This window comes from Streptomyces sp. NPDC096310 (assembly GCF_044763125.1).
Taxonomy (GTDB): Bacteria; Actinomycetota; Actinomycetes; order Streptomycetales; family Streptomycetaceae; genus Streptomyces.
Genome location: NZ_JBIWFO010000012.1, coordinates 1 through 25,806, shown reverse-complemented (window position 1 = coordinate 25,806; position 25,806 = coordinate 1). Strand labels below are relative to the sequence as shown.

At 72.2% G+C, this 25,806-nt stretch carries 23 protein-coding genes and 1 pseudogene; 12 read left to right on the top strand and 12 right to left on the bottom strand.

Going from position 1 to position 25,806, the window contains the following annotated elements:
* Positions 1 to 281: 281 nt before the first annotated feature.
* The 4 genes from ACIQ7D_RS22215 to ACIQ7D_RS22200 form a co-directional block, all read right to left on the bottom strand.
* Positions 282 to 965: an ABC transporter ATP-binding protein gene (locus tag ACIQ7D_RS22215; protein WP_403940076.1), complete on the bottom strand. Its 684-nt coding sequence runs from the start codon at positions 963 to 965 to the stop codon at positions 282 to 284.
* A 97-nt stretch (positions 966 to 1,062) separates the two neighbouring features.
* Positions 1,063 to 2,565 carry an ABC transporter permease gene (locus tag ACIQ7D_RS22210; RefSeq protein WP_403940074.1) on the bottom strand — a complete coding sequence of 501 codons (1,503 nt, stop codon included), beginning with the start codon at positions 2,563 to 2,565 and terminating at the stop codon, positions 1,063 to 1,065.
* A 213-nt stretch (positions 2,566 to 2,778) separates the two neighbouring features.
* Positions 2,779 to 4,050 carry an Ig-like domain-containing protein gene (locus tag ACIQ7D_RS22205; protein WP_403940325.1) on the bottom strand — a complete coding sequence of 424 codons (1,272 nt, stop codon included), beginning with the start codon at positions 4,048 to 4,050 and terminating at the stop codon, positions 2,779 to 2,781.
* Positions 4,051 to 4,228: 178 nt separating this feature from the next.
* Positions 4,229 to 4,663 carry a hypothetical protein gene (locus ACIQ7D_RS22200; RefSeq protein WP_403940072.1) on the bottom strand — a complete coding sequence of 145 codons (435 nt, stop codon included), beginning with the start codon at positions 4,661 to 4,663 and terminating at the stop codon, positions 4,229 to 4,231.
* 155 nt (positions 4,664 to 4,818) lie between these two features.
* On the opposite strand from ACIQ7D_RS22200, the gene ACIQ7D_RS22195 reads away from it, so the two are divergent.
* On the top strand, positions 4,819 to 5,241 hold the full coding sequence (locus ACIQ7D_RS22195; RefSeq protein WP_403940070.1) for a cell wall protein: 423 nt from the start codon (positions 4,819 to 4,821) through the stop codon (positions 5,239 to 5,241).
* Positions 5,242 to 5,273: 32 nt separating this feature from the next.
* On the opposite strand, the gene hutH is transcribed toward ACIQ7D_RS22195, so the two are convergent.
* The 5 genes from hutH to ACIQ7D_RS22170 form a co-directional block, all read right to left on the bottom strand.
* A complete protein-coding gene (gene hutH, locus ACIQ7D_RS22190; RefSeq protein ID WP_403940323.1) occupies positions 5,274 to 6,815 on the bottom strand; it encodes a histidine ammonia-lyase in 1,542 nt (513 codons plus the stop codon).
* 132 nt (positions 6,816 to 6,947) lie between these two features.
* Positions 6,948 to 8,147, bottom strand: coding sequence for a diguanylate cyclase domain-containing protein (locus tag ACIQ7D_RS22185; RefSeq protein WP_403940068.1), 1,200 nt, complete (start codon positions 8,145 to 8,147; stop codon positions 6,948 to 6,950).
* Positions 8,148 to 8,254: 107 nt separating this feature from the next.
* On the bottom strand, positions 8,255 to 9,076 hold the full coding sequence (locus tag ACIQ7D_RS22180; RefSeq protein WP_403940066.1) for an enoyl-CoA hydratase/isomerase family protein: 822 nt from the start codon (positions 9,074 to 9,076) through the stop codon (positions 8,255 to 8,257).
* Between the two features lie 243 nt (positions 9,077 to 9,319).
* Positions 9,320 to 10,468, bottom strand: coding sequence for an adenylate/guanylate cyclase domain-containing protein (locus ACIQ7D_RS22175; RefSeq protein ID WP_403940064.1), 1,149 nt, complete (start codon positions 10,466 to 10,468; stop codon positions 9,320 to 9,322).
* Positions 10,469 to 10,756: 288 nt separating this feature from the next.
* On the bottom strand, positions 10,757 to 11,641 hold the full coding sequence (locus tag ACIQ7D_RS22170; protein WP_403940062.1) for a biotin--[acetyl-CoA-carboxylase] ligase: 885 nt from the start codon (positions 11,639 to 11,641) through the stop codon (positions 10,757 to 10,759).
* Between the two features lie 130 nt (positions 11,642 to 11,771).
* On the opposite strand from ACIQ7D_RS22170, the gene ACIQ7D_RS22165 reads away from it, so the two are divergent.
* The 4 genes from ACIQ7D_RS22165 to ACIQ7D_RS22150 all read left to right on the top strand — a co-directional run bounded on the left by ACIQ7D_RS22165 (position 11,772) and on the right by ACIQ7D_RS22150 (position 14,555).
* Positions 11,772 to 13,376 carry an acyl-CoA carboxylase subunit beta gene (locus ACIQ7D_RS22165; RefSeq protein ID WP_403940060.1) on the top strand — a complete coding sequence of 535 codons (1,605 nt, stop codon included), beginning with the start codon at positions 11,772 to 11,774 and terminating at the stop codon, positions 13,374 to 13,376.
* Between the two features lie 33 nt (positions 13,377 to 13,409).
* Entirely contained in the window at positions 13,410 to 13,616 is a 207-nt protein-coding gene (locus ACIQ7D_RS22160) for an acyl-CoA carboxylase epsilon subunit (RefSeq protein ID WP_403940058.1), read from the top strand.
* 125 nt (positions 13,617 to 13,741) lie between these two features.
* A complete protein-coding gene (gene mmpB / locus ACIQ7D_RS22155) occupies positions 13,742 to 13,870 on the top strand; it encodes a morphogenic membrane protein MmpB (RefSeq protein ID WP_384918978.1) in 129 nt (42 codons plus the stop codon).
* Positions 13,871 to 13,940: 70 nt separating this feature from the next.
* Positions 13,941 to 14,555 (top strand): Maf family protein, encoded by a 615-nt coding sequence (locus tag ACIQ7D_RS22150; protein ID WP_403940056.1) that lies wholly within the window; start codon positions 13,941 to 13,943, stop codon positions 14,553 to 14,555.
* A 40-nt stretch (positions 14,556 to 14,595) separates the two neighbouring features.
* Here ACIQ7D_RS22150 and ACIQ7D_RS22145 read toward each other — a convergent pair whose 3' ends face one another.
* Complete coding sequence (locus ACIQ7D_RS22145) at positions 14,596 to 15,054, bottom strand: hypothetical protein (protein WP_403940054.1); 459 nt, start codon at positions 15,052 to 15,054, stop codon at positions 14,596 to 14,598.
* A gap of 357 nt (positions 15,055 to 15,411) precedes the next feature.
* On the opposite strand from ACIQ7D_RS22145, the gene ACIQ7D_RS22140 reads away from it, so the two are divergent.
* Positions 15,412 to 17,166, top strand: coding sequence for an acetyl/propionyl/methylcrotonyl-CoA carboxylase subunit alpha (locus ACIQ7D_RS22140; protein ID WP_403940052.1), 1,755 nt, complete (start codon positions 15,412 to 15,414; stop codon positions 17,164 to 17,166).
* A 135-nt stretch (positions 17,167 to 17,301) separates the two neighbouring features.
* Positions 17,302 to 17,886, top strand: coding sequence for a TetR/AcrR family transcriptional regulator (locus ACIQ7D_RS22135; protein WP_403940050.1), 585 nt, complete (start codon positions 17,302 to 17,304; stop codon positions 17,884 to 17,886).
* Between the two features lie 63 nt (positions 17,887 to 17,949).
* Here ACIQ7D_RS22135 and ACIQ7D_RS22130 read toward each other — a convergent pair whose 3' ends face one another.
* Together ACIQ7D_RS22130 and ACIQ7D_RS22125 are read right to left on the bottom strand one after the other, a co-directional pair.
* Positions 17,950 to 18,966: a DeoR/GlpR family DNA-binding transcription regulator gene (locus ACIQ7D_RS22130; RefSeq protein WP_403940048.1), complete on the bottom strand. Its 1,017-nt coding sequence runs from the start codon at positions 18,964 to 18,966 to the stop codon at positions 17,950 to 17,952.
* Between the two features lie 284 nt (positions 18,967 to 19,250).
* Entirely contained in the window at positions 19,251 to 20,687 is a 1,437-nt protein-coding gene (locus ACIQ7D_RS22125) for an NAD(P)H-quinone dehydrogenase (protein WP_403940046.1), read from the bottom strand.
* A gap of 304 nt (positions 20,688 to 20,991) precedes the next feature.
* On the opposite strand from ACIQ7D_RS22125, the gene ACIQ7D_RS22120 reads away from it, so the two are divergent.
* The 5 genes and pseudogenes from ACIQ7D_RS22120 to ACIQ7D_RS22100 all read left to right on the top strand — a co-directional run bounded on the left by ACIQ7D_RS22120 (position 20,992) and on the right by ACIQ7D_RS22100 (position 25,376).
* Positions 20,992 to 21,429 (top strand): gamma-glutamylcyclotransferase, encoded by a 438-nt coding sequence (locus ACIQ7D_RS22120; RefSeq protein WP_329828899.1) that lies wholly within the window; start codon positions 20,992 to 20,994, stop codon positions 21,427 to 21,429.
* Between the two features lie 267 nt (positions 21,430 to 21,696).
* A complete protein-coding gene (locus ACIQ7D_RS22115; protein WP_403940043.1) occupies positions 21,697 to 22,527 on the top strand; it encodes a purine-nucleoside phosphorylase in 831 nt (276 codons plus the stop codon).
* 122 nt (positions 22,528 to 22,649) lie between these two features.
* Positions 22,650 to 24,335, top strand: a complete 1,686-nt coding sequence (locus ACIQ7D_RS22110; protein WP_403940042.1) for a phospho-sugar mutase — start codon at positions 22,650 to 22,652, stop codon at positions 24,333 to 24,335.
* Between the two features lie 109 nt (positions 24,336 to 24,444).
* A pseudogene (locus ACIQ7D_RS22105) lies at positions 24,445 to 24,976 on the top strand (SDR family NAD(P)-dependent oxidoreductase).
* A gap of 28 nt (positions 24,977 to 25,004) precedes the next feature.
* Positions 25,005 to 25,376, top strand: a complete 372-nt coding sequence (locus ACIQ7D_RS22100) for a MerR family transcriptional regulator (protein WP_403940040.1) — start codon at positions 25,005 to 25,007, stop codon at positions 25,374 to 25,376.
* Positions 25,377 to 25,806: the final 430 nt, after the last annotated feature.

The following is a 25,806-nucleotide window of genomic DNA, read 5'->3' as shown; positions in this document are numbered from 1 at the left end:
AGAGGGACGACGCCCCCGGGTTACGAGGACATCCGGGCGGACGGACGAGTCAAGGTGGGCGCTTGCGCCCCGGGAACCACACGGGCTCTCCGGAGTCACAAGCGCCCCTTACGGCACTGTCGGCACTGCTGTACGGCACGGACCTGAGGCATGGACGCACGGCATAGTCGCCCGCTTCCACGGCATGGACGCGCGCCCCAACCGCTTCTCTCTGAGACGGTTTTACTTCAGGAAGCGTCACTTCGGAAGGCGTCGCCGGAGATGCGGCGGAAAGCGTCGCGTCAGGCGGCCGCGTTCTCGGTGACCGTGACCCGGCCCTTGCGGATCGTGGCGAGTCGTGGGGCACGACGGGCGATCGAGCTGTCGTGCGTGACCATGACGAAGGTCAGGCCGTGCTCCTTCCAGAGCCCCTCCAGCAGCTCCATGATCTCGTCGCGCATCGACTCGTCCAGGTTCCCGGTGGGCTCGTCGGCGAGCAGCACCTTCGGCCGCTTCACGAGCGCGCGGGCGATGGCGACACGCTGCTGCTGACCTCCGGAGAGTTCGCCCGGCACATGCCCGAGGCGCTCTCCGAGCCCGACGGACTCCAGCGCCTGCGCGGCCCGTTCGCGCCGGGCGGCGCCCTTCACGCCGAGAGGGACGAGGGCGGTCTCGACGTTCTCCTGGGCGGTGAGCGTGGGGATCAGGTTGAAGCTCTGGAAGACGAAGCCGATGGACTCCGCCCGCACCTTGGTGAGCCGGGATTCGGACAGTCCGGCCAGATCCACCCCGTCGAATTCCACGCTTCCCTCGGTCGGCCGGTCGAGGCCGCCGAGCATCTGGAGGAGGGTGGACTTGCCGCCGCCGGTAGGACCCTGGATGACGAGCCGGCCGCCGTCCTCGATGGTCAGTTCGACGCCGGCGAGCGCGTCGACGGTCTGCTTGCCGCGCGCGTAGCGCTTGGTGACGCCTCTGAGCTGGTACACGGTTCAACTCCTGCTGTACGGAACGTGGTACGGCCTGCGGTACGGGCCGCTGGGCCGGTGGGAGGGGCTGGGCAGGGGGCGAGCGGCCCCGGCGCCCTCACTCGACCCGGCGCAGCGCGTCCGCGGGCCGCAGCCGCGAGGCGCGCCAGCCGCCGAAGCCGCCCGCGATCAGGCCGCCCGCGACGGCGAGCGCCACGGCCACGCCGATGGTGGATACGGAGACGGGGGCGGTCAGCGCGATGTCCAGCGCCTTGGACGCGGCCTGCCGGCCCGGCCCGCCGCCGGCTCCCATCGGTCCGCCGGCGAAGCCGCCGCCCCCGCCACCGCCCGTGGAGCCGAGCTGCGCGGTGAGGGTAGGGCTGATGGCGGTGACCAGGTAGGCGCCGCCGAGGCCCAGCGCGATGCCGAGCACCCCGCCGAGCAAGCCGTTGACCAGGGCCTCGCCGACGACCTGACGGGTGACCCGGCCGCTCTTCCAGCCGAGCGCCTTCAGGGTGCCGAACTCCCGTACCCGGCGGCTGACGGCCGAGGAGGTGAGCAGCCCGGCCACCAGGAAGGCGGCGATCAGGACGGCGATGGAGAGCCACTTGCCGACGGTGGCGGCGAGGTCGGATGCGGTGGACAGGGAGCCGGAGACCGTGTCGGCCAGATCGGCGGAGGTGGTGACGGTCGTGCCCGAGATGTTCTTCTGGATGCCGGACTTGACGCTGTCGATCTGCTGCGAGTCGGCGGCCTTCACGTAGACCGTGGTGACCTTGTCCTTGGAGTCGGCCAGGGCCTGGGCCTTCTTCAGCGGGATGTAGAGATTGGCGGCGGAGTCGCCGCTGTCGGCGGTCGCGATACCGACGACGGTGAACTTCGTACCGGAGATGGTGACGGTCCTGCCGACCGCGAGGCTCTTCTCCGTGGCGTACGCACTGTCGACGACGGCGACCGCGGCGTCCGTCTCGGTGCTCTTGAAGGTACGGCCCTTGGTGATCCTGGACGACGTGAGCGGGCCGAGCGCGGGCGAGGTGACGTCCGTACCGTAGACGGAGTACGAGTCGACGTCGAACGCCGCGCCACCGCCCCGGACTTCACCGCCGGAGCCGCCGGAGCCGCCGATACCGCCGCCGCCCTGCCCGGCTCCGCCACCGGGGCCGCCGGTGGCGGAGCCCTCCTGCGGGGTGAACTCGCCGCGCCTGAACTCGCCGTTCACCTTGAGGACGTTGAGGCTGAGCCCGCCCACCGCCTGGGCGACGCCGTTCTGTTCACCGACCTTGGTCACGGTGGAGGAGGCCAGGGTCTGGAATCCCTGGACCATCACCCGGTCGCTGCTCTGCTCGGCGTCGGCGTCCGAGTCGGCGCTGTCGCTCGCGTCGAACTCGAAGCGGCGGCGGTTGGTGTCCCCCTCCCCGGGCGGGGTGGCGGCCTTGGTGACCGTCATGTCCGTACCGAGGCCGTACAGCGACTGCAGGACCTTGTCCTGGGCCTGTCCCATACCGGCGGAGACCGAGTTGACGACGATCACCAGTGCGATGCCCAGGGCGAGCCCCGAGGCGACGACGAGCGCCGCCTTTCTGCGACGGCGCAACTCGCGCCTGAGGTAGGTGAAGAACATGGGCGTGAAGCTAGGGGCCCGTCGTGATGGCCGGATAAGGCGACGGTGAGAGCGGGATGAGAACGCGTACGGCGGCGGCACCGGAAGGGTGCCGCCGCCGTACGAGGAGGAACAGGCTCAGCGGGGTGAGGCGGGTGGGCGCCCGTCAAACCGGACGCCCCAGGGCATCGGAGCCCCAGGCATCAGAGCCTCAGGGGATCAGGCCCCAGGGGCTCAGGCCTCCGAACCGGCCTGCCACTCGGACCAGTTCATGTTCCAGCCGTTGAGGCCGTTGTCCGGCTTGATGGTCTTGTCGTTCGAGTTCTTGACAACGACCACGTCACCGATGAGCGAGTTGTTGTAGAACCACGCGGCGGGCTGGTTGGCGTCCCCGGCGCCCTTCACGTCCGCGAGACCGACACAGCCGTGGCTGGTGTTGACGCTGCCGAAGATCGAGCGGGCGCCCCAGTAGTTGCCGTGGATGAAGGTGCCCGAGGTGGACAGCCGCATGGCGTGCGGGACGTCCTTGATGTCGTACTCGCCCTTGCCGTCGTCGTCCGTGAAGCCGACCGTCGCACCGTTCATCCGGGTCTCCTTGAACTTCTCGGAGATCACCATCTGACCGTTGTACGTCGTGTTGTCGGGCGAGCCGGCCGAGATCGGGATGGTCTTGACCGTCTTGCCGTCGCGGGTGATGGTCATCATCTTCGACTTGGCGTCGACGGTGCTGACCTGGTTGCGGCCGATCTTGAAGGTGATCGTCTTCTGCTGGACGCCGGTGACGCCCGGGGCGCCCTCGACGCCGTCCAGCGCGAGCTTGAGGGTGACCGTCGAGCCGCCCTGCCAGTACTGCTCGGGGCGGAAGTCGAGGCGCGTCTGGCTGAACCAGTGGCCGACGACCTCCTGGCCGCTGCTGGACGTGACCGTGATCGCGTCCCGGACGGCCTTCTTGTCGGAGATCGCCTTGTCGAAGTTGATCGAGACCGGCATGCCCACGCCGACGGTCGAGCCGTCCTCCGGCGTGAAGTTCCCGATGAAGCTGTTGCTGGGCGAGACCGTGGTGAAGGAGGTGTTCTCGTGGGCCTGGCGGCCCTTCCCGTCCTTCGCCGTCGCGGCGATCTTGTAAGCGGTGGAGCGGTCGAGCTGTGCGTCCGGCTTCCAGCTCTTGGCATCGGCGGCCAGTGTGCCCTTGACGGCGGTGCCGTCGGCGGTCGTCATCTTGACGTCCGTGAGATCACCCTTGGTGACGGTGACCTTCGCGTCGTTGTTGATGCCGACATTCGTCGCGCCGTTCTTCGGCGCGATGACTATCTGGGCCTCGGAGGTCTCTTTGGCCGCGGCTTCGTCCGCCTGAGCCTGTGAGGAGGAGCTCTCCGAACTCCCGGCGCCGCTCTTGGACCCGCCGTCACCGCTGCACGCCGAGAGCACCAGTACGCCGCCGAGCACCGCGGACGCGGCCATGAGGGCCTTGCGCCGCTTGCTGTCCGTCATCACACGCTTCTCCATCATCGCCGCTTACCCTGCCGATAACCCTTAAGAACGGGTGTATCGGTTCGTCCGGTTCCGCATCAGTCGGCAGTGTGGTGAAGACCACTCACGCACACAGGTCGCGACCGGGAAGCAGGCCGGCCCCGGTCCGCCGACTGCTACGGACCGAGGCTTACCAGGGTGGCACGCTCACGCGCTAGCGCCGACCAGCGGTCACCCCTCCACCGCCGCTGACACCTCCGATCACGCCGCCGACCCCGCCGGGCACCTCACCCTCCGGATCGTCACCGTCCGCGCCATCCTCGCTGTCCTCGTCGAGGTCGTGGAGGTCGTGGAGGTCCCACTCCACGGCGTCCGGGTCGTAGTCGATCAGCTCGCTGGTCCACGACGCCTGGGCGAGACCGATCCCGGGGACGTCCTTGATCAGGTCGTGGGGCTCCACGAGGTACGCCAGGGCCTCCGCCTCGTCCCCGCGTACCACCGCTCTGGCCTGCGCCCGCTCGTCGTCGGGTACGGAGGCGTCGGAGTCGATCCGGGCGAGGGCGGCGGTGCCCAGACGCTCGGGGTCCTCGACCTCCACCACCAATTCGACCGTTACCCGTACATACCGTGATGTTTCTGAAGTGGTCATACGACGGAGCGTACGGCTCCGGGGCCCGATAGCGGCCGTACGGCACCGGCGAGCCTGGCGGCGACAGAACGGGCTCCGTGTCATGGCGCCCCAGAAGTTGGCTAGCATCTCCCCCACTCACCCAATTCGGCGTTGCCACAAGGGGGATCGATCACGTGTCCGTCGCACGGCGACCGCTGCTGACGGCTACCGCAGCCGCGACCCTGCTCTGCGCTCTCTGGTTCGTTCCGTCCGCGAACGCCACCGGCGACCAGGGCGCCGCCTCGGCACAGCGGTCCGCGCCGTCCGCCCAGAACCTCGGCGCCGACGGGCCCGCGGGCGGGTCCGTCGACGTATCCGGGATCTCCGAGGTCGCGGACAGCACCGACAGCTCCGTGGGCCCGGCCACGCGGGAACCTGCCACGGCGCCGTCCACGGCCCCGGCGGGCGCGGACGCCCCGGCGGGCGCGGACGCCCCGAGACTCGCGGACACCGGCGGCGTGGACACGACGCCGTATGTGGTCGGCGGGAGCGTGTCGCTCGCGATCGGCGTGGGCTTCGTCGCGTACTCGGTCCGCAGAAGCGTCCGCGCGTTCTGAGCCCACGCGTTCCGACCGCCCGGGCCGGACGCTCAGGCGAGCGGCCCCGTGACCGGCTCCACCGCCGCGATCAGCAGCCCCTCCCGTACGAAGGCGTCCGCCCCGGCCAGATCCGGGGAGAGGAAACGGTCGGGCCCCGGCCCCGCCACCCCGGTCCCCCGCAGCGCCTCGATCACCACGCGTGAGGCGGGCGCGGGCGTCAGGCCCGCGCGCAGCTCGATGGCGCGGGTCGCCGCGTACAGCTCGACGGCGATGATCCGGGTCAGGTTGTCGACGGCGGTACGGAGCTTGCGCGCGGCCGACCAGCCCATCGAGACATGGTCCTCCTGCATCGCGGAGGACGGGATCGAGTCGACTGAGGCGGGCACCGCGAGCCGCTTCATCTCGCTGACCAGCGCGGCCTGCGTGTACTGGGCGATCATCAGCCCCGAGTCGACCCCGGGGTCGTCCGCGAGGAAGGCCGGCAGCCCGTGGGAGCGGTTCCGGTCCAGGAGCCGGTCGGTGCGGCGCTCCGCGATCGAGCCGAGGTCGGCGGCGACGATCGCGAGGAAGTCCAGGACGTACGCGACGGGCGCGCCGTGGAAGTTGCCGTTGGACTCCACACGCCCGTCGGGCAGCACGACCGGGTTGTCCACGGCGGAGGCCAGCTCCCGGTCGGCGACGAGCCGGGCGTACGCGAGCGTGTCCCGGCCCGCCCCGGCGACCTGCGGGGCGCAGCGCACGGAGTAGGCGTCCTGGACGCGCGGTGCCGCGTCCTCCTGGAAGTGCCCGGTCAGTCCGGACCCGGCGAGCACCCGCAGCATGTTGTCGGCGCTGGCGCCCTGGCCGGGGTGGGGCCGGATGGCGTGCAGCTCGGGGGCGAGCACCTTGTCCGTACCGAGCAGCGCCTCCAGGCTGAGGGCGGCGGTGATGTCGGCGCTGGTGTAGAGGCGGTGCAGGTCGGCGAGGGCCATGATCAGCATGCCGAGCATGCCGTCCGTGCCGTTGAGCAGCGCCAGGCCCTCCTTCTCGCGCAGTTCGACGGGGGTGATGCCGTGCGCGGCGAGGAGTTCGCCGGCGGGCCGTACGGTGCCGTCGGGGCCCTCCGCGTCCCCCTCGCCCATCAGTGCGAGCGCGCAGTGCGAGAGCGGCGCGAGGTCGCCGGAGCAGCCGAGGGAGCCGTACTCGTGGACGACGGGGGTGATCCCGGCGTTGAGCAGATCGGCCATGGTCCGCGCGACCTCGGGGCGTACGCCGGTGTGCCCGGACGCGACGGTCTTGAGCCGGAGGAACATCAGCGCGCGCACGACGTCCCGTTCGACGTGCGGGCCCATCCCGGCGGCGTGCGACCGCACGATGTTGCGCTGGAGCCGCCCCCGCAGCTCGGGCCCGATGTGCCGGGTGGCGAGCGCCCCGAACCCGGTGGAGACCCCGTACACGGGCTCCGGCTTGGCGGCCAGCGCGTCCACGATCTCCCGGGCCGCCGCGAGCGCGGCCAGGGCCTCGGCGGAGAGCTCTACGCGGGCGTGGCCGCGGGCCACGGCGATGACGTCCTCGGCGGTCGTCCCTGACGTCCCCACCACGACGGTATGCATATCCATATTCAGGAGCGTACGTACTGAATCTCAGAGTGTCACCCTCCGAACCGTCCCCGCCACCCACCGCTCCACCACCCACCGCTCCACCGCTCTCCGGCAGCTCCGGAGGTTACGGCGGCTCTCCGGTGGTTACGGCGACGGAGGCGCGTCCCGGAAGCGGCGGCGGTCGCGGGCCGGGGGCGCCTGGGTGTCGGCCAGGCGGATCACCGTGCCGTCGCGCCCGGCCACCACCGGGCCCGCCGCACGTACCGCCTTCGCCCGGTACTGGGCCGCGTCCGCCAGCCGGAAGAGCCGGCGTCCCGAGGGCACCTCGCCGATCGGGTCGCCCGTCGAGGCGATCCCGCACGCGACGCCTTCCCCCAGCTCCAGTTCGCCCGCCCGCGCGCACAGTTCGGCGGCGACCGCGATCACCTCGTCGGCGCTCGGGCCCACCGCCAGCAGGCAGAACTCGTCCCCGCCCAACCGCGCCGACAGCGCGCCGGGGAGCCGTGCGCCGCAGACGGAGAGAAGCGAGGCGAACCGTTCCAGCAGCCGGTCGCCGAGTGCGTGGCCGAGCGTGTCGTTGACCTGTTTCAGGCCGTTGAGATCGCAGACGACAAGGCTGACGACGGCTCCGTCGTTACGGTACGAGCCGATCGCCTCGTCGAGCCGCGCGTCGACCGCGCGCCGGTTCGCCAGCCCCGTCAGCGGGTCCGTGAAGGCAAGGCGGCGCACCTCTTCGAGCCGTTCGGTCTGGGCCAGCCCCGCCGCCACCACGGACGCGATGACGGTCGCGAAGTCGGCGTCGTCCGCGTCGAAGAGCGGCGCGCCCAGCGGCCTCGCCACATACAACTCGCCCCAGGCCCGGCCGTGCAGCACGATCGGCGCGACGACGCAGCATCCCCGGCCGCGCCGGCGCAGCGCCGCGACACGCTGGTGGCAGTAGCCGGGCGGGCCCGCGGCCGGGGCACTGACACCGGCATCCGCATCCGCACCGGCACCGGCACCGGCACCGGCACCGGCGGCATGGTCCACCGTCTCGACCCAGGCGTTGGGTCCGCCCCCGCCCGCCCAGCGCTCGTGCAGGAACTCGGCGATCTCCGGGAACTGGTGCACGGGGTACGACTCGCCCTCGGGGAACTCCTCCTCCCCCTCGGCCCGCTCCCCCGCGTTCACGAGCACCTTGAGCCGACCGAGGTCCCGCTCCCACACGGAGAGCGCCGCGAAGCTCCCCGCGAGCGCCGCGCACGCGCCCTGGGCCGCCGCCCGCCAGGACTCCCGCGCCGTCGGGGCCGCGGCCATCGCCTGGGACAGTGCCACCATGGCGCGCAGTCGCCCATCCACTCCCATCACCCCACCTTAGGGCGGATTGGGATGGTTTGATCACCTGGAGCGGCGCCTCGTCACACCGCGCACGGCACCGCACCCAGGGGCGCGCACCGCACCGCGCACGCCGTTCAGGCGCCGGGCCACTGCGGCTTCCGCTTCTCGTTGAACGCCGCGACCCCCTCCGCCCGGTCACCGGAGAAGGCGACCGTCCGCCAGGCGGCGTCCTCGACCTCAAGACCGGCCCGCAGGTCGAGCCCCTGCCCGAGCCGCAGGGCGCGCTTCGCGGCCCGTACGCCGACGGGCGAGTTCGCGGCGATACGGTCCGCCAGGGCCAGCGCCTCGTCCCGGTCGGCGCCCTCGTCCACCAGCAGATCCACCAGGCCCAGACCCGCCGCCTCGGCCGCCGCCACCCGCCGCGCGGTGAAGATCAGCTCGGCGGCGCGCGCGGCCCCGACCCGGCGCGGCAGAAGCTGCGTACCGCCGCCGCCGGGGATCACCCCGACCGACACCTCGGGCAGCCCGACGACCGCGGACGGGTCGGCGACGATCAGATCGCAGGCGAGCGCCAGCTCGAACCCGCCACCCAGCGCGAAGCCGTGCACGGCGGCGACCGTCGGCATCGGCAGCTCCAGCACGCCGGTGTACGCGGCGCGCGCGACGGGCCGGGTCCGCAGCAGCTCGGCGTCGCTCAGCGCGTTCCGCTCCTTGAGGTCCGCGCCGACACAGAAGGCACGCGGATGCGTGGAGGTCACCACGGCGACCCGTACGTCCTGGTCGGCGGCGAGCTCCGCGCACGCGGCGGCCAGTGAGCGGGCCAGCGCGGTGGAGACGGCGTTCATGGCCTTGGGCCGGTCGAGCACCAGCTCGGCGACGTGCCCGCCCGCCCCGCGCCGCCGTACGGCGACGAACTCCCCGAACCTCTGCTCGCCGCTCTGCTCGCCCTCAGCCATCACAGCAACCTCCCGGTTAACGACAGTTCACCGGGGGTGATCCTAGGGCCTTTCGTTGGGATCTGGCTGGATCAGGGAGCGGGGTCTGGTGCCGTGGATCGCGAGGCGGAGGAGGGAGGCGACGCGGGAGCGGATGGAGTCTCCCCTGGTCGAGCGAATCCGAGACCTTGGGGATGAGTGACGACAACGCCGCGAGGCGCGGTGCCAAACCCCGCGAGCCCGGCAAGATCCAAACGAGAGGCCCTAGGTGGCTCGCCGCCCCAGGTGCCAGGGCTCCACGACGCCGAGGCCGCGCACCGGGCGCTGCCACATCGGCTGGAGGCCGAAGCGGTACACGGGGGGCACCGCGCCCTCCTTCTCGGCCTGCGCCGCCGCCTCCGCGGCCTCGGTCTCCGAGGTGGGGGCGTCTCCCGTACGGATCAGCTCCTCGGCGAACGCGCCGTCGACCAGGACGGTGTCCTTCGGCGCTATCGACGTCAGCCGGCTCGCGAGGTTCACCGTCGTGCCGAAGACGTCGCCCATCCGCGTGGTGACCGTGCCGAACGCGATGCCGACGCGCAGCGCGGGCATCGTCTCGTCGTGCGTCATGGTCTCTATCAGCCGCAGGGCGATCTCGGCGGCCGTACCGGCGTCGTCCGCCGCGTACAGCACCTCGTCGCCGAGGGTCTTGATCAGCCGGCCGCCGTGTGCGGCGACGAGGTCGGCGGAGGTGGTCTCGAACGCCTCGACCAGCTCGCCCAGTTCCTCCTCCTCCAGCCGCCTGGTCAGCCGAGTGAACCCGACGAGGTCCGCGAAGCCCACGGCGAGGCGCCGGTCGACCATCTCGTCGTCGTCCGCGGCCTGCACCACGCGTCCGGTCGCCGCGGCGAGCTGGCGCCGCCACACGTAGACGAGGAATTCCTCCAGCTCCGGCAGGAGCAGTTCGATCAGGGGGTACGTGACCTCGGTCCGGGTCATCCCCGGCTCGGGCGGCTCCGTCAGCCCCTCCAGGAAGGAGTCGATCTGCCACTCGGCCAACCGGGCGGTGGTCTGCCCCGTCGACCGGGCGACCTGGATGGCCATCGGCTCGCTGAGCAGCCCGGCCTCGACCAGCCCGGAGAGCCGCCGCAGCGCGAGCACGTCGGCCTCGGTGAGCGCCTTGGCCTGGCCGATGTCGGCGAAGCCCATGGCCCGCCAGAAGCGGGAGGCGAGGTCCATCGAGACCCCGGCCGTACGGGCCGCCTGGAAGGGGGTGTAGCGGCGCTCCGCGCCGAGGATGAGCTGTTCGAGGCGGATCGCGAGGGGGTCGTCGGTCGGCTCGGCCGTGTGATCGACGACATGGTGCGGGGTCGGGTGGCCCGAGGGGTCCGGCGGCGGTGTGTCGGCGCCGGAAGCCGAATCATCGACGGTCACCAGCCGCCTCCTGCCCGTTCCCTGCGCACTGCCCTGCCGATCTGTCGTGGATCGCCTCAACGATACGGCAGATGTGCGCTGGCTCACGTCCATGGGTGGGTATGGGACGGTCCGTCCTGAGGTACGGGCGGGCGCGTACGGAGCACGCCGTACCGCCGGTGACCGCCCCTGTGCCGCGACCGGGCGGCCCCGGGCCGCGACCGCCCCGCCGTGCCACCGTCCTGTGCCGCGCGTTCCATGCCCGGCGTCCCGTGCCCCGTACGCGTGCCCCGTGCCCGCCCGGGTGGCCTATGCCCCCCGTACGTGCACGATGTCGCCCGCGGCCACCGGGTGCCGCTCGCCGTCGTCCGTCGCGACGACCAGCCGGCCGTCGCCGTCCACCGCCACCGCCCCGCCGACCAGCTCACGGCCGCCGGGCAGCTCCGCCCTGATCCGCCGCCCCAGCGTGGCGCAGCCGACCGCGTACGCCTCCTGGAGCCGTGAGGCGGCCGGGTCGCCGCCGGTCTCCCGCCACTGCCCGTACCACCGCTCCAGGGAGCGCAGTACGGCGCGCAGCAGCGTGTCCCGGTCCAGGGAGACGGCGTTGGCCAGCGCCAGCGAACCGGCCGTCGGTACGGGCAGCTCGCCGGCGCGCAGCGAGACATTGAGGCCGACACCCACCACGACCGCGTCGGCACCGGCGCGCTCCGCGAGGATGCCGCCCGCCTTGCGCTCCTCGCCGTCCACCGTGACCAGCAGGTCGTTCGGCCACTTCAGCGCGGTGTCCACGCCCGCCGCCCTGGCCAGCCCGGTCGCGACGGCGACCCCGGTCAGCAGCGGCAGCCAGCCGAGCCGCTCGGCCGGGACCCCGGGGCCCGGCCTGAGCAGGACGGAGAAGAAGATCCCGGAGCGCGCGGGCGCCGACCAGCGCCGGTCGAGCCGCCCACGCCCCGCCGTCTGCTCCTCGGCGACCAGCACCGCGCCCTCCGGCGCGCCGCCCGCCGCCCGCGCCGCCAGGTCGGTGTTGGTGGAGCCGGTCGCCTCGACCACGTCGAGCGAGGTCCACAGCCCGCCGGGCAGGATCAGGCCGCGGCGCAGCGCACGGAGGCCGAGCGGGGGGCGTTCGAGGTCGGTCCAGCGGCCGGTGTGATCCCGGCCCGGGGGGTTACCCGGATGGTTATGGGGCTCCGTCATGCAAGCCACCCTAGGTGTGGCAAACGCCGCACTGCCGAACGGTATCCACGCCGATACGCTACGGATCAGTAGCATCCGCGCGTTGGCGCACGCCGCATCACACCCGTGACCCGCAGGGAGCCGCATCCCGATGTCCGAGCCGGAAACAGCCCAGGGAACCACCGTACGAACCAGCGCTCACACCACCGCGGGCAAGCTCGCGGACCTCCGGCGCCGTATCGACGAAGCCACGCACGCCGGCTCCGCGCGCGCCGTGGAGAAACAGCACGCCAAGGGGAAGCTGACGGCCCGCGAGCGGATCGGCCTCCTGCTGGACGAGGGGTCCTTCGTCGAGCTGGACGAGTTCGCGCGGCACCGTTCGACCAACTTCGGCATCGAGGCGAACCGCCCGTACGGGGACGGTGTCGTCACCGGCTACGGCACGGTCGACGGCCGCCCCGTCTGCGTCTACTCGCAGGACTTCACCATCTTCGGCGGCTCGCTCGGCGAGGTGTACGGCGAGAAGATCGTGAAGGTCATGGACTTCGCGATGAAGACCGGCTGCCCGGTCATCGGCATCAACGACGGCGGCGGCGCCCGTATCCAGGAAGGTGTGGTCGCGCTCGGCCTGTTCGCGGAGATCTTCCGCCGCAATGTGCACGCGTCCGGTGTCGTGCCGCAGATCAGCCTGATCGTCGGCCCGTGCGCGGGCGGCGCGGTCTACTCCCCGGCGATCACCGACTTCACGGTGATGGTCGACCGGACGTCGCACATGTTCATCACGGGGCCCGACGTCATCAGGACGGTGACGGGCGAGGACGTCGGCTTCGAGGAGCTGGGCGGCGCCCGTACGCACAACACGACCTCCGGCGTCGCGCACCACATGGCGGGCGACGAGAAGGACGCCATCGAGTACGTCAAGTCCCTGCTCTCGTACCTCCCGTCGAACAATCTCTCCGAGCCGCCCGCCTTCCCCGAGGAGGCCGCGCTGGAGACGACGGACGAGGACCGCGACCTGGACACGCTGATCCCGGACTCGGCGAACCAGCCGTACGACATGCACACGGCGATCGAGCGGGTGCTGGACGACGGGGAGTTCCTGGAGACGCAGGCGCTCTTCGCGCCGAACATCATCACGGGCTTCGGCCGGGTCGAGGGCTTCCCGGTCGGCATCGTCGCCAACCAGCCGATGCAGTTCGCGGGGTGTCTGGACATCAACGCCTCGGAGAAGGCGGCGCGGTTCGTCCGGACGTGCGACGCGTTCAACGTGCCGGTGCTGACGTTCGTGGACGTCCCCGGCTTCCTGCCCGGTGTCGACCAGGAGTACGGCGGCATCATCCGGCGCGGCGCCAAGCTGATCTACGCGTACGCCGAGGCCACGGTCCCGCTGATCACGGTGATCACCCGCAAGGCGTTCGGCGGCGCGTACGACGTGATGGGCTCCAAGCACCTGGGCGCCGACCTCAATGTCGCCTGGCCGACGGCGCAGATCGCGGTGATGGGCGCGCAGGGCGCGGTGAACATCCTGCACCGCAGGACGATCGCCGCCGCCGCGGATCCCGAGGCGGCGCGCGCGGAGCTGATCACGGACTACGAGGACGCCCTGCTCAACCCGTACGTGGCGGCCGAACGCGGCTACGTGGACGCGGTGATCATGCCGTCGGAGACCCGCGCCCACATCGTGAAGGGGCTGCGCCAGCTCCGGACCAAGCGCGCGAGTCTGCCGCCGAAGAAACACGGGAACATCCCCCTGTAGGAAGTCCCGCCTTCACGACGAAGGGAACTGACAGTGATCAAAGTCGTACGGGGCAATCCGACCCGCGAGGAGCTGGCCGCCGCGCTGGCGGTGGTCCAGGCCCGCGCCGCCGCGGTGGAGAACCCCCCGCCCGGCCCGGCCGAACCCGGAGCCGAGTGGTCCGCGCCCGACCGCATCGCGAGGGGCCGGACGATGCGTCCGGGCCCCCGCGCGTGGGCCCGGACGTACTGGCCGGGCTGAGAGCCTGCCAGTACGTCCGGCGGGCCCGGTGCTCGCGTACCCGGAGCGCTTGAGCAGCCGGAGTGCGCGTCGGCTTGAGTACACGTACTCAGGCGCCGGACGCCCGTCCGCCGGAGTATCGGGACATGCTGTGGTCCGACCCCGAGAACAGGCCCCCCAAGGAGCTGCGCGACGCGCAGTGCATGATGCGCCGGGCGGGCATCCTGCTCGCCCTGGCGATGGTGCTCGCGATGCTCGTGCTCGGCCTGCACTGACCGGCGCCCGGCGGGGCCCGTACGCACACCCGCCGGGCCCGTACGCACACCCGCCGGCCCGCTCCGTACGATGACCGGCATGACCGCTCAGCGACGCCGCCTCGTCCTCGCCTCCGCCTCCCCCGCCCGGCTCGGACTGCTGCGGCAGGCCGGACTCGCGCCCGAGGTGATCGTCAGCGGCGTCGACGAGGACGCGCTCTCGGCCCCGACCCCCGCCGAACTGGCGCTCGTCCTCGCCGAGGCCAAGGCCAGCACCGTGGCGGCGCTCCCCGAGGCCGCCGGGGCGCTGGTCATCGGCTGCGACTCGGTGCTCGAACTCGACGGCGAGGCGCTGGGCAAGCCCGCCGACGCCGCCGAGGCCACCCTCCGCTGGAAGTCGATGCGCGGCCGTACCGGGATCCTGCGCACCGGCCACTGCGTGATCGACACCGCGACCGGCCGCCGGGCCGGCGAGACCGCGTCGACCACGGTCCGCTTCGGCACCCCGAGCGACGCCGAGATCGCCGCGTACGTCGCCTCCGGCGAACCGCTGCACGTCGCGGGGGCGTTCACGCTCGACGGCCGCTCGGCGCCCTTCGTCGACGCGATCGAGGGCAGCCACGGCAATGTCATCGGCCTGTCGCTGCCGCTGCTGCGCACGCTGCTGCTGGCGCACGGCGTGACCATCACCGACCTCTGGGTCTGAGCGGGCCCGTCCCCTCCGGGCTTCTCTCAGGGCCTCGGTCTCAGGCGGGCGCCGGCCCCTGCGTGGCGTGCTGCTGCTCCTCGTCCGGCGCCTGCTCCGCCGGCCGGGGCCCGTCCTCGTACGCCACCAGCACCAGCACCACCAGCCCCACGATCGTCATCATCACCGCGAAGGCCGTCCAGCCCACCAGCCCGACCGTCAGCGCGCCCAGCACCGCGTGCACCACCGCGCAGGTGATCAGCACGATCCGCCCGAAGCGGCCGGGGGCCCGGCCCCGTAGCCCCGTACGCGCCAGGACCGCGGCGCACGCCAGGAGATAGAGCCCGTAGACGCCGCCCATCGCCCATGTCCCGGCGAACATCGCGTCGGTGTCGAGGCCGGCCAGGGACATCTGCTGGTGGTCGACCACCGTGGCCAGGACGCCGTTGACGAAGACGATGCCGATCGCCTCCGCCACCAGCACGATCGCCGCCAGCCACGCCACCGGTCCCCGGGCCACGGCCCCCACCCTCTTCCCCTGTTTCACCTGTTACCAGCAGTACGTTCGCCATCGCGCACGGTACGCACCGGTGAACCCCGGGACAAGGGTCCGGGCCAAGGCAAAGAATCTTGCCGCCATTCGTAGAGACTCCACAAAGAATCGTGATCGGCGGAGGGACAGTCCGACAGAGAGCTGGACCACATCCGAGCGCTACTGTGCGACGGAGGATCGCGGCGTACCGTGGTGCCACAAGGGATTTCGCTCTTCGGGCGATGATCGGAACACGCTCCGTACGGTGCAGCTCACCAGCGGGGACAGTTCGGCGGCGCGTGTCGGCAGTCCCTAAACTCAGCTTGTTTCAAGGAGGGAGCCATCGTGCGCAAGGTGCTCATCGCCAACCGTGGCGAAATCGCTGTCCGCGTCGCCCGTGCCTGCCGGGATGCCGGAATCGCGAGCGTAGCCGTCTACGCCGACCCGGACCGCGACGCGCTGCACGTCCGCGCGGCGGACGAGGCGTTCGCCCTGGGCGGTGACACCCCGGCGGCCAGCTATCTCGACATGGCCAAGGTGCTCCAGGCGGCGAAGGACTCGGGGGCGGACGCGATCCACCCCGGCTACGGCTTCCTGTCCGAGAACGCCGAGTTCGCCCAGGCGGTCCTGGACGCGGGTCTGACCTGGATCGGCCCGCCCCCGCAGGCCATCCGCGATCTGGGTGACAAGGTCGCCGCCCGCCATATCGCGCAGCGCGCCGGCGCCCCGCTGGTGGCCGGCACCCCGGACCCGGTCTCCGGCTCCGCCGAGGTGGTCGCCTTCGCCGAGCAGCACGGACTCCCCATCGCCATCAAGGCGGCCTTCGGCGGCGGCGGGCGTGGCCTCAAGGTCGCCCGTACGCTCGACGAGGTCCCGGAGCTGTACGACTCGGCGGTCCGCGAGGCCGTCGCCGCCTTCGGCCGCGGCGAGTGCTTCGTCGAGCGCTACCTCGACAAGCCCCGGCACGTCGAGACGCAGTGCCTGGCCGACGCGCACGGCAACGTGGTCGTCGTCTCGACCCGTGACTGCTCGCTCCAGCGCCGCCACCAGAAGCTGGTGGAGGAGGCCCCCGCGCCGTTCCTGACCCCGGAGCAGAACGCCGAGCTGTACGCGGCGTCCAAGGCGATCCTGAAGGAAGCCGGCTATGTCGGCGCCGGGACCGTCGAGTTCCTGGTCGGCACGGACGGCACGATCTCCTTCCTGGAGGTCAACACCCGGCTCCAGGTGGAGCACCCGGTGACCGAGGAGGTCAGCGGACTCGACCTCGTACGCGAGATGTTCCGCATCGCGGACGGCGAGGAACTGGGCTACGACGACCCGGCGGTGCGCGGTCACTCCTTCGAGTTCCGGATCAACGGCGAGGACCCGGGCCGCGGCTTCCTCCCCGCCCCCGGTACGGTCACCACCTTCGCCGCACCGTCGGGCCCCGGTGTCCGACTGGACGCGGGGGTCGAGTCCGGCTCGGTGATCGGCCCGGCCTGGGACTCCCTGCTCGCCAAGCTGATCGTCACCGGCGCCACCCGTGAGCAGGCGCTCCAGCGCGCGGCGCGCGCCCTGGACGAGTTCACCGTCGAGGGCATGGCCACGGCGCTGACCTTCCACCGCAAGGTGGTCACCGACCCGGCGTTCACCTCGGACCCGTTCACGGTCCACACCCGGTGGATCGAGACCGAGTTCGTCAACGACATCCCGGCCTTCGCCGCCCCGGCCGACACGGAGACCGACGAGGAGCCGGGTCGCGAGACCGTGGTGGTCGAGGTCGGCGGCAAGCGCCTCGAAGTCTCGCTCCCGGTCAGCCTGGGCATGTCCCTGGCCCGTACGGGGCTGGCTGCGGGCGCCAAGCCCAAGCGCCGCGCGGCGAAGAAGTCGGCGTCGGCGGCGTCCGGCGACACCCTGGCCTCCCCCATGCAGGGCACCATCGTCAAGGTGGCCGTCGAGGAGGGCCAGGAGGTCAAGGAGGGCGACCTGGTCGTCGTCCTGGAGGCCATGAAGATGGAGCAGCCCCTGAACGCCCACCGCTCCGGCACCGTCAAGGGCCTCGCGGCCGAGGTCGGCGCCTCGCTCACCTCGGGTGCGACCATCTGCGAGATCAAGGACTGACACCCCGCTCCCGGCCGCCCGTACGCCCGGCGCCTCAGCAGGCCCCGCCCGATCCACGATCCGTTCGAGGATCCGGGCGGGGCCTGCGCCGTAGACTCACCGGGGAGACGGGGTGGCGAACAGGAGGACCGCGCGATGGCGAGCAGTACGGCACACACGCCGCCCCGGCCCATGCGCGCCGACGCGCGCCGCAACTACGAGCGGCTGCTCGGCGAGGCCCGCACCAGCTTCGCGGAGCACGGTACGGACACCTCGCTGGAGGACATCGCGCGCCGCGCGGGCGTCGGGATCGGCACGCTCTACCGGCACTTCCCCAACCGGCACGCGCTGCTGAACGCGGTCTTCAAGGAAGCGCTTGCCGACCTGCTCCAGCGCTCCGCCGACCTCGCGGAGTCGGAGAGTCCATGCCGCGCGCTGACGGAATGGCTACGCGCCGTCATCACTCATGCGGGTGAGTATCAGGGGCTCTCGCGGGCGCTCATGTCGGCGTCCAACGACGAGAGTTCGGCGCTGTCGGAGTGCAGCGGCCCGATGCGCGAGGCGGGCGCGCGCCTGCTGCTGCGGGCCCAGGAGTCGGGGGACGTACGGACGGGCGTCTCCATCAGGGATCTGCTCCAGCTCACGAACGCGATCGCGCTGGCGGCGGAGCAGTCACCGGACGACCCGACGCTGGCGGACCGGCTGCTGACGCTGACGCTGACGGGCCTCAAGGCCTCGTAAGGGCCTCAAGGCATGTAAGGCCCGGCCCGCCTCCCGCCACGCCCGGTCCGACCGCTCGTTGCGCTAGCGGCGCCGAAGATCCGCCACCCGCGCCCTCTCGCCCGTCTCCTGCGAACCCAACGGCCCTCCCGCTCCCCGGAGTTGCCCCCCGGGCCCGCCGGAGACGCCGGGTCCCCCCGTATGCGTACGGCGCTGCCCGGGCAGCGGTACGTCGCGGCGGCCCCGGCTGCCCGGCGGCATCGCCTCGCTCCCGACGGCACCGTTCGCGCCGTCCGTACCACCGGCCCCGCAGCCCGCCCCCGTACCGGCCACCGAGATCCGTACGCCCTGGTCGGCCAGTGCCTGGAGCTCCGACCCCGCGCGGTCGTCGTGCGCGGGCGGCTCGTCGGTCACCAGCCGGCTGATGAGGTCGGTGGGCACCGTCTGGAACATCGTGTCGGTGCCGAGCTTCGTGTGGTCGGCGAGCACCACGACCTCCGCCGCGGCCTGCACCAGGGCGCGGTCGACGCTCGCCGAGAGCATGTTGGACGTGGACAGCCCGCGCTCGGCGGTCAGTCCGCTCCCGGAGAGGAACGCGCGGGTGACCCGCAGCCCCTGGAGGGACTGCTCGGCCCCGCTGCCGACCAGCGCGTAGTTCGAACCGCGCAGCGTGCCGCCGGTCATGACGACTTCGACGCGGTTGGCGTGGGCGAGGGCCTGCGCGACGAGCAGGGAGTTGGTGACGACGGTCAGACCGGGGATCCGCGCGAGCCGGCGGGCCAGCTCCTGCGTGGTCGTACCGGCGCCGACGACGACGGCCTCGCCCTCTTCGACGAAGCTCGCGGCGAGGTCGGCGATGGCGGTCTTCTCCGCCGTCGCGAGATGGGACTTTTGCGGAAAACCGGATTCTCGCGTGAATCCACCCGGCAGTACCGCACCGCCGTGCCGGCGGTCGAGGAGTCCTTCTGCCTCCAGCGCCCGCACATCCCGCCGTACGGTCACTTCGGAGGTCTGGACGACGCGGGCGAGCTCACGGAGCGACACGGCCCCGTTGGCGCGCACCATTTCAAGGATCAATTGGCGACGTTCTGCAGCGAACACGAAACTGACAGTAACCCCAATGTCCGTCTGCTTTCAGCAGTTTGCGCCGAATAACAGAAGTTGTGCACGAACGAACACGCCTGATGGTATAGAGACTTCATGCCCGCTCGGGCACGCTTCGAAGCCCGTAGAAAGGGCTTACGGGCAGCGCCCGCGCCCGAACGGGACCGGAGGGGCCCACGGGACTCCCGGGACGGACGGGACAAACGGTCCGGCGGCCCGGCGGCCCGGCGAAACCGGATCCCCGATCGACGGACCGGACCCGGCTCGGCGAAACCGGCGCCTCAGCTCTCCTCGGCTGTCTTCCGCGTGTGCAACTGCCGCGCCACCTCCGCGATCGATCCCGACAGGGACGGATAGACCGTGAAGGTGTTCGCGATCTGCTCGACCGTCAGGTTGTTGTCGACGGCGAGCGCGATGGGGTGGATCAGCTCGCTCGCGCGCGGCGAGACGACCACGCCACCCACCACGATGCCCGTGCCGGGACGGGCGAAGATCTTGACGAAGCCGTCCCTGATGCCCTGCATCTTCGCGCGCGGGTTGCGCAGCAGCGGCAGCTTGACGACGCGCGCGTCGATCTTCCCGCCGTCGATGTCCGCCTGGCTGTAGCCGACGGTGGCGATCTCCGGGTCGGTGAAGACGTTCGAGGAGACGGTCTTCAGGTCGAGCGGCGCGACCGCGTCGCCCAGGAAGTGGTACATCGCGATCCGGCCCTGCATGGCCGCGACCGACGCGAGCGCGAAGACCCCGGTGACGTCGCCGGCCGCGTAGACGCCCGGCGCCGAGGTACGGGAGACCCGGTCGGTCTTGATGTGGCCCGACTCCTTGACCAGGACCCCGGCCTCCTCCAGGCCCATGCCCGCGGTGTTCGGGATCGCGCCGACGGCCATCAGACAGTGCGTACCGGTGATGACCCGGCCGTCGGAGAGCGTCACCTCGACGGCTTCGCCCACCCGCTTGACGGCCTCGGCCCGCGAACGCGACATGACGTTCATGCCGCGGCGCCGGAAGACGTCCTCCAGCACGGCGGCGGCGTCCGGGTCCTCACCGGGCAGCACCCGGTCGCGGGACGAGACGAGCGTGACCCGCGAGCCCAGCGCCTGGTAGGCACCGGCGAACTCGGCGCCGGTGACGCCGGAGCCGACGACGATCAGCTCCTCGGGCAGCTCGTCGAGGTCGTACACCTGCGTCCAGTTCAGGATCCGCTCACCGTCCGGCAGCGCGTCCGGGATCTCGCGCGGGTGGGCGCCGGTGGCGATCAGGACGGCGTCCGCGGTGAGGGACTCCTCCGTGCCGTCGGCCGTGGTCACGACGACCTGGCGCGAGCCGTCCATGGCCTGGCGGCCCGCCAGCCGGCCCCGGCCGCGCATGACGCGGGCGCCCGCACGGGTGACGGAGGCCGTGATGTCGTGGGACTGGGCGAGCGCGAGCCGCTTCACCCGCCGGTTGACCTTGCCGAGATCGACGCCGACGACCCGGGCGGCCTGCTCCGAGGGGGTGTCGTCGGCGACGATGATGCCCAGTTCCTCGTACGAGGAGTCGAAGGTGGTCATCACCTCGGCGGTCGCGATGAGGGTCTTGGACGGTACGCAGTCGGTGAGCACCGACGCGCCGCCGAGTCCGTCGCAGTCGACGACGGTCACCTCGGCGCCGAGCTGGGCGCCGACCAGCGCCGCCTCGTATCCGCCGGGTCCGCCACCGATGATCACGATCCGGGTCACGAAAAAGTCCGCCTCGCGTTGTCAACCCGGCCCGTCTGCCACCCCGGCCGGGGTTCCGGGGGGTGCCCCGGGGGATGCAGTACGTACTCCATTGTCCCGCACGCTTCAAGTGGCTTCGCCCCGGGTCCCTCCATCCGGGCACCGGCCCCGCCACGCCGCCTCCCACCTGGGGCGCGTACGGCTCCGGCCCGCGACCCGCGCACGCCCGGGCCCCCGCCGGGCTCCGTACGCCGGGCCCACGCGCCCACCCCGGTCGGACCCGTGCACCGGCGGCCACGGCCACACCTCCCGTACCCTCAATCCCATGTCGCTCTACGCCGCGTACGCCGGCAACCTCGACGCGCGGCTGATGACCCGCCGCGCCCCGCACTCCCCGCTGCGCGGCACCGGCTGGCTCAACGGCTGGCGGCTCACCTTCGGCGGGGAACAGATGGGCTGGGAGGGCGCGCTCGCCACGATCGTGGAGGCGCCCCGCTCACAGGTCTTCGTCGCGCTGTACGACCTGGCACCGATGGACGAGGACTCCATGGACCGCTGGGAAGGCGTGGGGCTCGACATCTACCGGCGGATGCGCGTACGGGTGCACACCCTGGACGGCGAGGAGCCGACCTGGCTGTACGTCCTGAACGGATACGAGGGCGGGCTGCCCTCGGCGCGCTACCTCGGCGAGCTGGCCGACGCGGCGGAGTCGGCGGGGGCCCCGCACGACTACGTGATGGAGCTGCGCAAGCGCCCGTGCTGACCGGCACGCGGACCCCAGGTACGGGCCGGGCCCGGTACGGCGGGTTCCGCACGCGGGGACGGGGCCCCGGCGTACCGGCGGGACCAGAGGTCCCGCACGACAGTACAGATCCGGCCAACCTCACCCCCGCACCTGCCCTGAAAGCGTCCCGAGCCCTCCCCCTCCCGGCCCTTTCGTCTCCTTTCGCCGGAAACGGCACCACAACGATATGGAGACCGTGCCCAATACATCTACGCGCGTAGGGCATGACCGGCTACCCTCGTCCGCGTGAACGCATCTGTTATCCCGGCCAACGCCGACGGACCCGCCGACCCTCTTGCCGCCGCCGACGCCGCGGCCGCCCGGCTGCGCGAGCTGACCGGCGCCGAGAGCCATGACGTCGCCCTGGTGATGGGTTCCGGCTGGGCACCGGCCGTCGACGCGCTCGGCGCGCCCGAGGCGGAGTTCCCCGTGACCGAGCTGCCGGGCTTCCCGCCGCCGGCCGTGGAGGGCCACGGCGGCCGGATCCGCTCGTACCGCATCGCCGAGAAGCGCGCCCTGGTCTTCCTCGGCCGTACGCACTACTACGAAGGCCGCGGCGTCGCCTCCGTCGCGCACGGCGTCCGTACGGCCGTCGCCGCCGGCTGCAAGACCGTCGTCCTGACCAACGGCTGCGGCGGCCTGCGCGAGGGCATGCGCCCCGGCCAGCCCGTGCTGATCAGCGACCACATCAACCTGACGGCCGTCTCCCCGATCGTCGGCGCGAACTTCGTGGACCTGACGGACCTGTACTCGCCGCGGCTGCGCGCGCTGTGCAAGGAGATCGACCCGGGGCTGGAGGAAGGCGTGTACGTCCAGTTCACCGGCCCGCACTACGAGACCCCCGCCGAGATCAACATGGTCCGCGCGATGGGCGGCGACCTCGTCGGCATGTCCACCGTTCTGGAGGCCATCGCGGCCCGTGAGGCGGGCGCCGAGGTCCTGGGGATCTCCCTGGTCACCAACCTGGCGGCGGGCATCTCGGGCGCCCCCCTCAACCACGAGGAAGTCCTTCAGGCGGGCCGCGACTCGGCCACGCAGATGGGCGCGCTGCTCGCGCGGGTCCTCGACCGCATCTGACCCGCCCGCACCCCCGCGCCCCATCCACGTCCTCGCCCCACCCCCGCCGAAGACGCCACCCACCTCCTCGCCCCACCCGCCGAAGACGCCCCCCGGAAGACGCCACCCGCAGGAGCAGGCCCATGCACCAGAACGCGCATCAGGACCCCGCCCACCAGGACCTCCTCGTCCGCGCCAAGACCTGGCAGGCCGAGGACCCGGACAGCGAGACCCGTGAGGAACTGGGCGAACTCATCAAGGGCGCCGACGCCGGGAATCCCGACGCCCTGGCGGAACGCTTCGCGGGGACGCTCCAGTTCGGTACGGCCGGGCTCCGCGGCGAGCTGGGCGCCGGACCGATGCGGATGAACCGCGCCGTGGTCATCCGCGCCGCGGCCGGCCTCGCCGCGTATCTGACGGCACGGGGCGACGGGGACGGTCTGGTGGTCGTCGGGTACGACGCCCGCTACAAGTCGGCGGACTTCGCCCGGGACACCGTGGCCGTGATGACCGGCGCCGGCCTGCGCGCCGCCGTGCTGCCCGGGCCGCTGCCCACGCCCGTACTGGCCTTCGCCGTACGGCACCTCGGGGCCGTCGCCGGGGTGGAGGTCACCGCCAGCCACAACCCGCCGCGCGACAACGGCTACAAGGTCTACCTGGGGGACGGCTCGCAGATCGTGCCGCCCGCCGACGCGGAGATCGCCGCCCGGATCGACGCGGTGGGCGCGCTGGACACGGTGGAGCGCCCGGACTCCGGCTGGGAGGTCCTCGGCGACGAGATCCTGGCCGCGTATCTGGCCCGTACGGACACGGTCCTCACGCCCGGCTCCCCGCGCACCGCGCGCGCCGTCCACACGGCGCTGCACGGCGTCGGTACGGAGACGGTGCTCGCCGCCTTCGCCCGTGCCGGCTTCCCCGCGCCCGTCCCCGTACCGGAACAGGCGGAGCCCGATCCGGCCTTCCCGACGGTCGCGTTCCCCAATCCGGAGGAGCCGGGCGCGATGGACCTGGCCTTCGCCACGGCCCGCCGGGTCGGCCCCGACCTGATCATCGCCAACGACCCGGACGCGGACCGCTGCGCGGTGGCCGTCCCCGACGCGTCGGCCGACGCGGGGTGGCGGATGCTGCGCGGCGACGAGGTCGGCGCGCTGCTGGCCGCCCACCTCGTGGCGCGGGGCGCCACCGGCACGTTCGCCGCGTCGATCGTCTCGTCCTCCCTCCTCGGCCGGATCGCGGCTGCGGCAGGGCTCGGGTACGAGGAGACACTGACCGGCTTCAAGTGGATCGCGCGCGCCGAAGGCCTGCGGTACGGGTACGAGGAGGCGCTCGGCTACTGCGTCGACCCCGAGGGCGTACGGGACAAGGACGGCATCACGGCGGCGCTGCTCGTGGCCGAACTGGCCTCGGAGCTGAAGGAGTCGGGCCGTACCCTCACCGACCTGCTGGACGATCTGGCCGTGGCGCACGGCCTGCACGCCACGGACCAGCTCTCCGTCCGCGTCCAGGACCTGTCCCTGATCGCCGACGCCATGCGCAGGCTGCGCGAACACCCGCCGGCCGAACTGGCCGGACTGCGGGTCTCGGCCGCCGAGGACCTGTCGGCCGGTACGGACGCGCTCCCGCCGACGGACGGCCTGCGCTACCACCTGGACGGCGCGTACCGTGCCCGCGTCATCGTCCGCCCGAGCGGCACGGAGCCCAAGCTCAAGTGCTACCTGGAGGCGGTGATCCCGGTCGCCGACGCGTCGGCACTGCCCACGGCCCGTACCACGGCGCGGGAGCTGCTGTCGGCGCTGAAGCGGGACCTGGCGGAGGCGGCGGGCATCTGACACCCCACCGCGCCGAGGCACGGATCCGACCGGGCTCCACGGGCGCGCCCACCTGGGGCGCCCGCCCGGCCTGCGGGGTTGACCTTGTCACCGGCGGCAGGGTTGCACGATGGCCGGCATGGAGATCAACACGCCGCAGGGCAACAGGATCGTCGTCGTCACCGGAGCCGGCACCGGCATCGGGCGGGCAACGGCCCGCGCTTTCGCCGCCGAAGGCGCCCATGTGGTCGCGATCGGCCGCCGAAGCGAACCGCTCGAAGAAACGGCCGCCGGGCAGGCCCGGATCACACCGCTGATCGCCGGCATCACCGCCGAGGGCGGGCCCGAGCGAATCGTCCAGGCGGTGCTGGAGAGGCATGGCCGACGGGACGTACTGGTCAACAACGCCGGCATCGTGCACGCCGCCGCCCTCGGCGGACCTGAGTCCGGAGTCGATCACGGCCCAGCTCGCCACGAACCTCGTCGCGCCCACGCTGCTGGCCCAGGCCGCGCTGCGGGAGTGGCAGCTCTCGAAAACCCCGCCGGCCCGGATCGGCCACCCCGAGGAGGTGGCCTGGGCGATCACCCAGCTCGCCTCACCGGCCGCATCGTTCGTCACCGGCGTCGTCCTCCCTGTCGACGGTGGTGCGGTTGTGGCGTGACAGGAGTGGCCCGGGGAGGTGGCCGCAGGTGCGGATCGGTGAGCTGGCCAGGGCTACGGCGACAACCGCCCGTGCGCTACGGCACTACGAGCAGGCCGGGCTGATCGCCTCCGAACGGGCCCCCAACGGCTACCGCGTCTACGACGAACAGACGGTGACCCGCGTCCGCGACATCCGCCACCTGCTGTCCGTCGGGCTCGTCCTGGACGACGTACGCCTGTTCCTGTCGTGCCTGGATGGCGATATCGCTGCCGTACCGCCCTCGGACACGGGCCTGCGGGTCGTGATGGAACGGCTGGCGGTCCTCAACGAACCGATCGACGCCGAGACCGAGATCCGCGACCACCTGGAAGCAGCACTGCGCGAGCGCACAGGCGACCAGATCCACTCGGAAACCTGACCAGCCGCCGTACGGGAACCTCCTGGCCCGGTCCGCAGGGCCCCGGGCCAGTTGGCCCTGCGCGGCGCGCGGAGTTCGGGCGAGGGCGGGGCCTGTCGGGGTGGGCCGGGGGCGCGTTATGCGGGCGGCCCGCCCCCTCCCTGATCCGATGGTCGCGGTTCCGGGGTGGCGGGCCGGTTGGCCCTGCGGGGCGCGCGGTCGTGGAGTGGGGTGGTGGCGCGTTTCGTCAAGCGTCTACCGACCGGATGCGGGCTGAGATTCATGCCCCGCTGGTCACTGTCCAGTGTTGGCTGCGGGTTCGGGCGGTGCCTGTCGGGGTGGGCCGGGGGTGTTTTGTGTCGGGCGGTCCGCCCCCTCCAGCTCTGATGGTCGCGGCTCCAGGGTGCGCGTCAAGGGCGCTCCTTCGTCGCGTCGGCTTCGCCGATGTCGC

Bases quoted from the DNA above. Each gene is read 5' to 3' on its own strand.
- ACIQ7D_RS22210 (WP_403940074.1), bottom strand. From the start codon at position 2,565: ATGTTCTTCACCTACCTCAGGCGCGAGTTGCGCCGTCGCAGAAAGGCG.
- ACIQ7D_RS22205 (WP_403940325.1), bottom strand. From the start codon at position 4,050: ATGGAGAAGCGTGTGATGACGGACAGCAAGCGGCGCAAGGCCCTCATG.
- ACIQ7D_RS22200 (WP_403940072.1), bottom strand. From the start codon at position 4,663: ATGACCACTTCAGAAACATCACGGTATGTACGGGTAACGGTCGAATTG.
- hutH (WP_403940323.1), bottom strand. From the start codon at position 6,815: ATGCATACCGTCGTGGTGGGGACGTCAGGGACGACCGCCGAGGACGTC.
- ACIQ7D_RS22185 (WP_403940068.1), bottom strand. From the start codon at position 8,147: ATGGGAGTGGATGGGCGACTGCGCGCCATGGTGGCACTGTCCCAGGCG.
- ACIQ7D_RS22180 (WP_403940066.1), bottom strand. From the start codon at position 9,076: ATGGCTGAGGGCGAGCAGAGCGGCGAGCAGAGGTTCGGGGAGTTCGTC.
- ACIQ7D_RS22170 (WP_403940062.1), bottom strand. From the start codon at position 11,641: ATGACGGAGCCCCATAACCATCCGGGTAACCCCCCGGGCCGGGATCAC.
- ACIQ7D_RS22165 (WP_403940060.1), top strand. From the start codon at position 11,772: ATGTCCGAGCCGGAAACAGCCCAGGGAACCACCGTACGAACCAGCGCT.
- mmpB (WP_384918978.1), top strand. From the start codon at position 13,742: ATGCTGTGGTCCGACCCCGAGAACAGGCCCCCCAAGGAGCTGCGCGAC.
- ACIQ7D_RS22150 (WP_403940056.1), top strand. From the start codon at position 13,941: ATGACCGGCATGACCGCTCAGCGACGCCGCCTCGTCCTCGCCTCCGCC.
- ACIQ7D_RS22135 (WP_403940050.1), top strand. From the start codon at position 17,302: ATGGCGAGCAGTACGGCACACACGCCGCCCCGGCCCATGCGCGCCGAC.
- ACIQ7D_RS22120 (WP_329828899.1), top strand. From the start codon at position 20,992: ATGTCGCTCTACGCCGCGTACGCCGGCAACCTCGACGCGCGGCTGATG.
- ACIQ7D_RS22110 (WP_403940042.1), top strand. From the start codon at position 22,650: ATGCACCAGAACGCGCATCAGGACCCCGCCCACCAGGACCTCCTCGTC.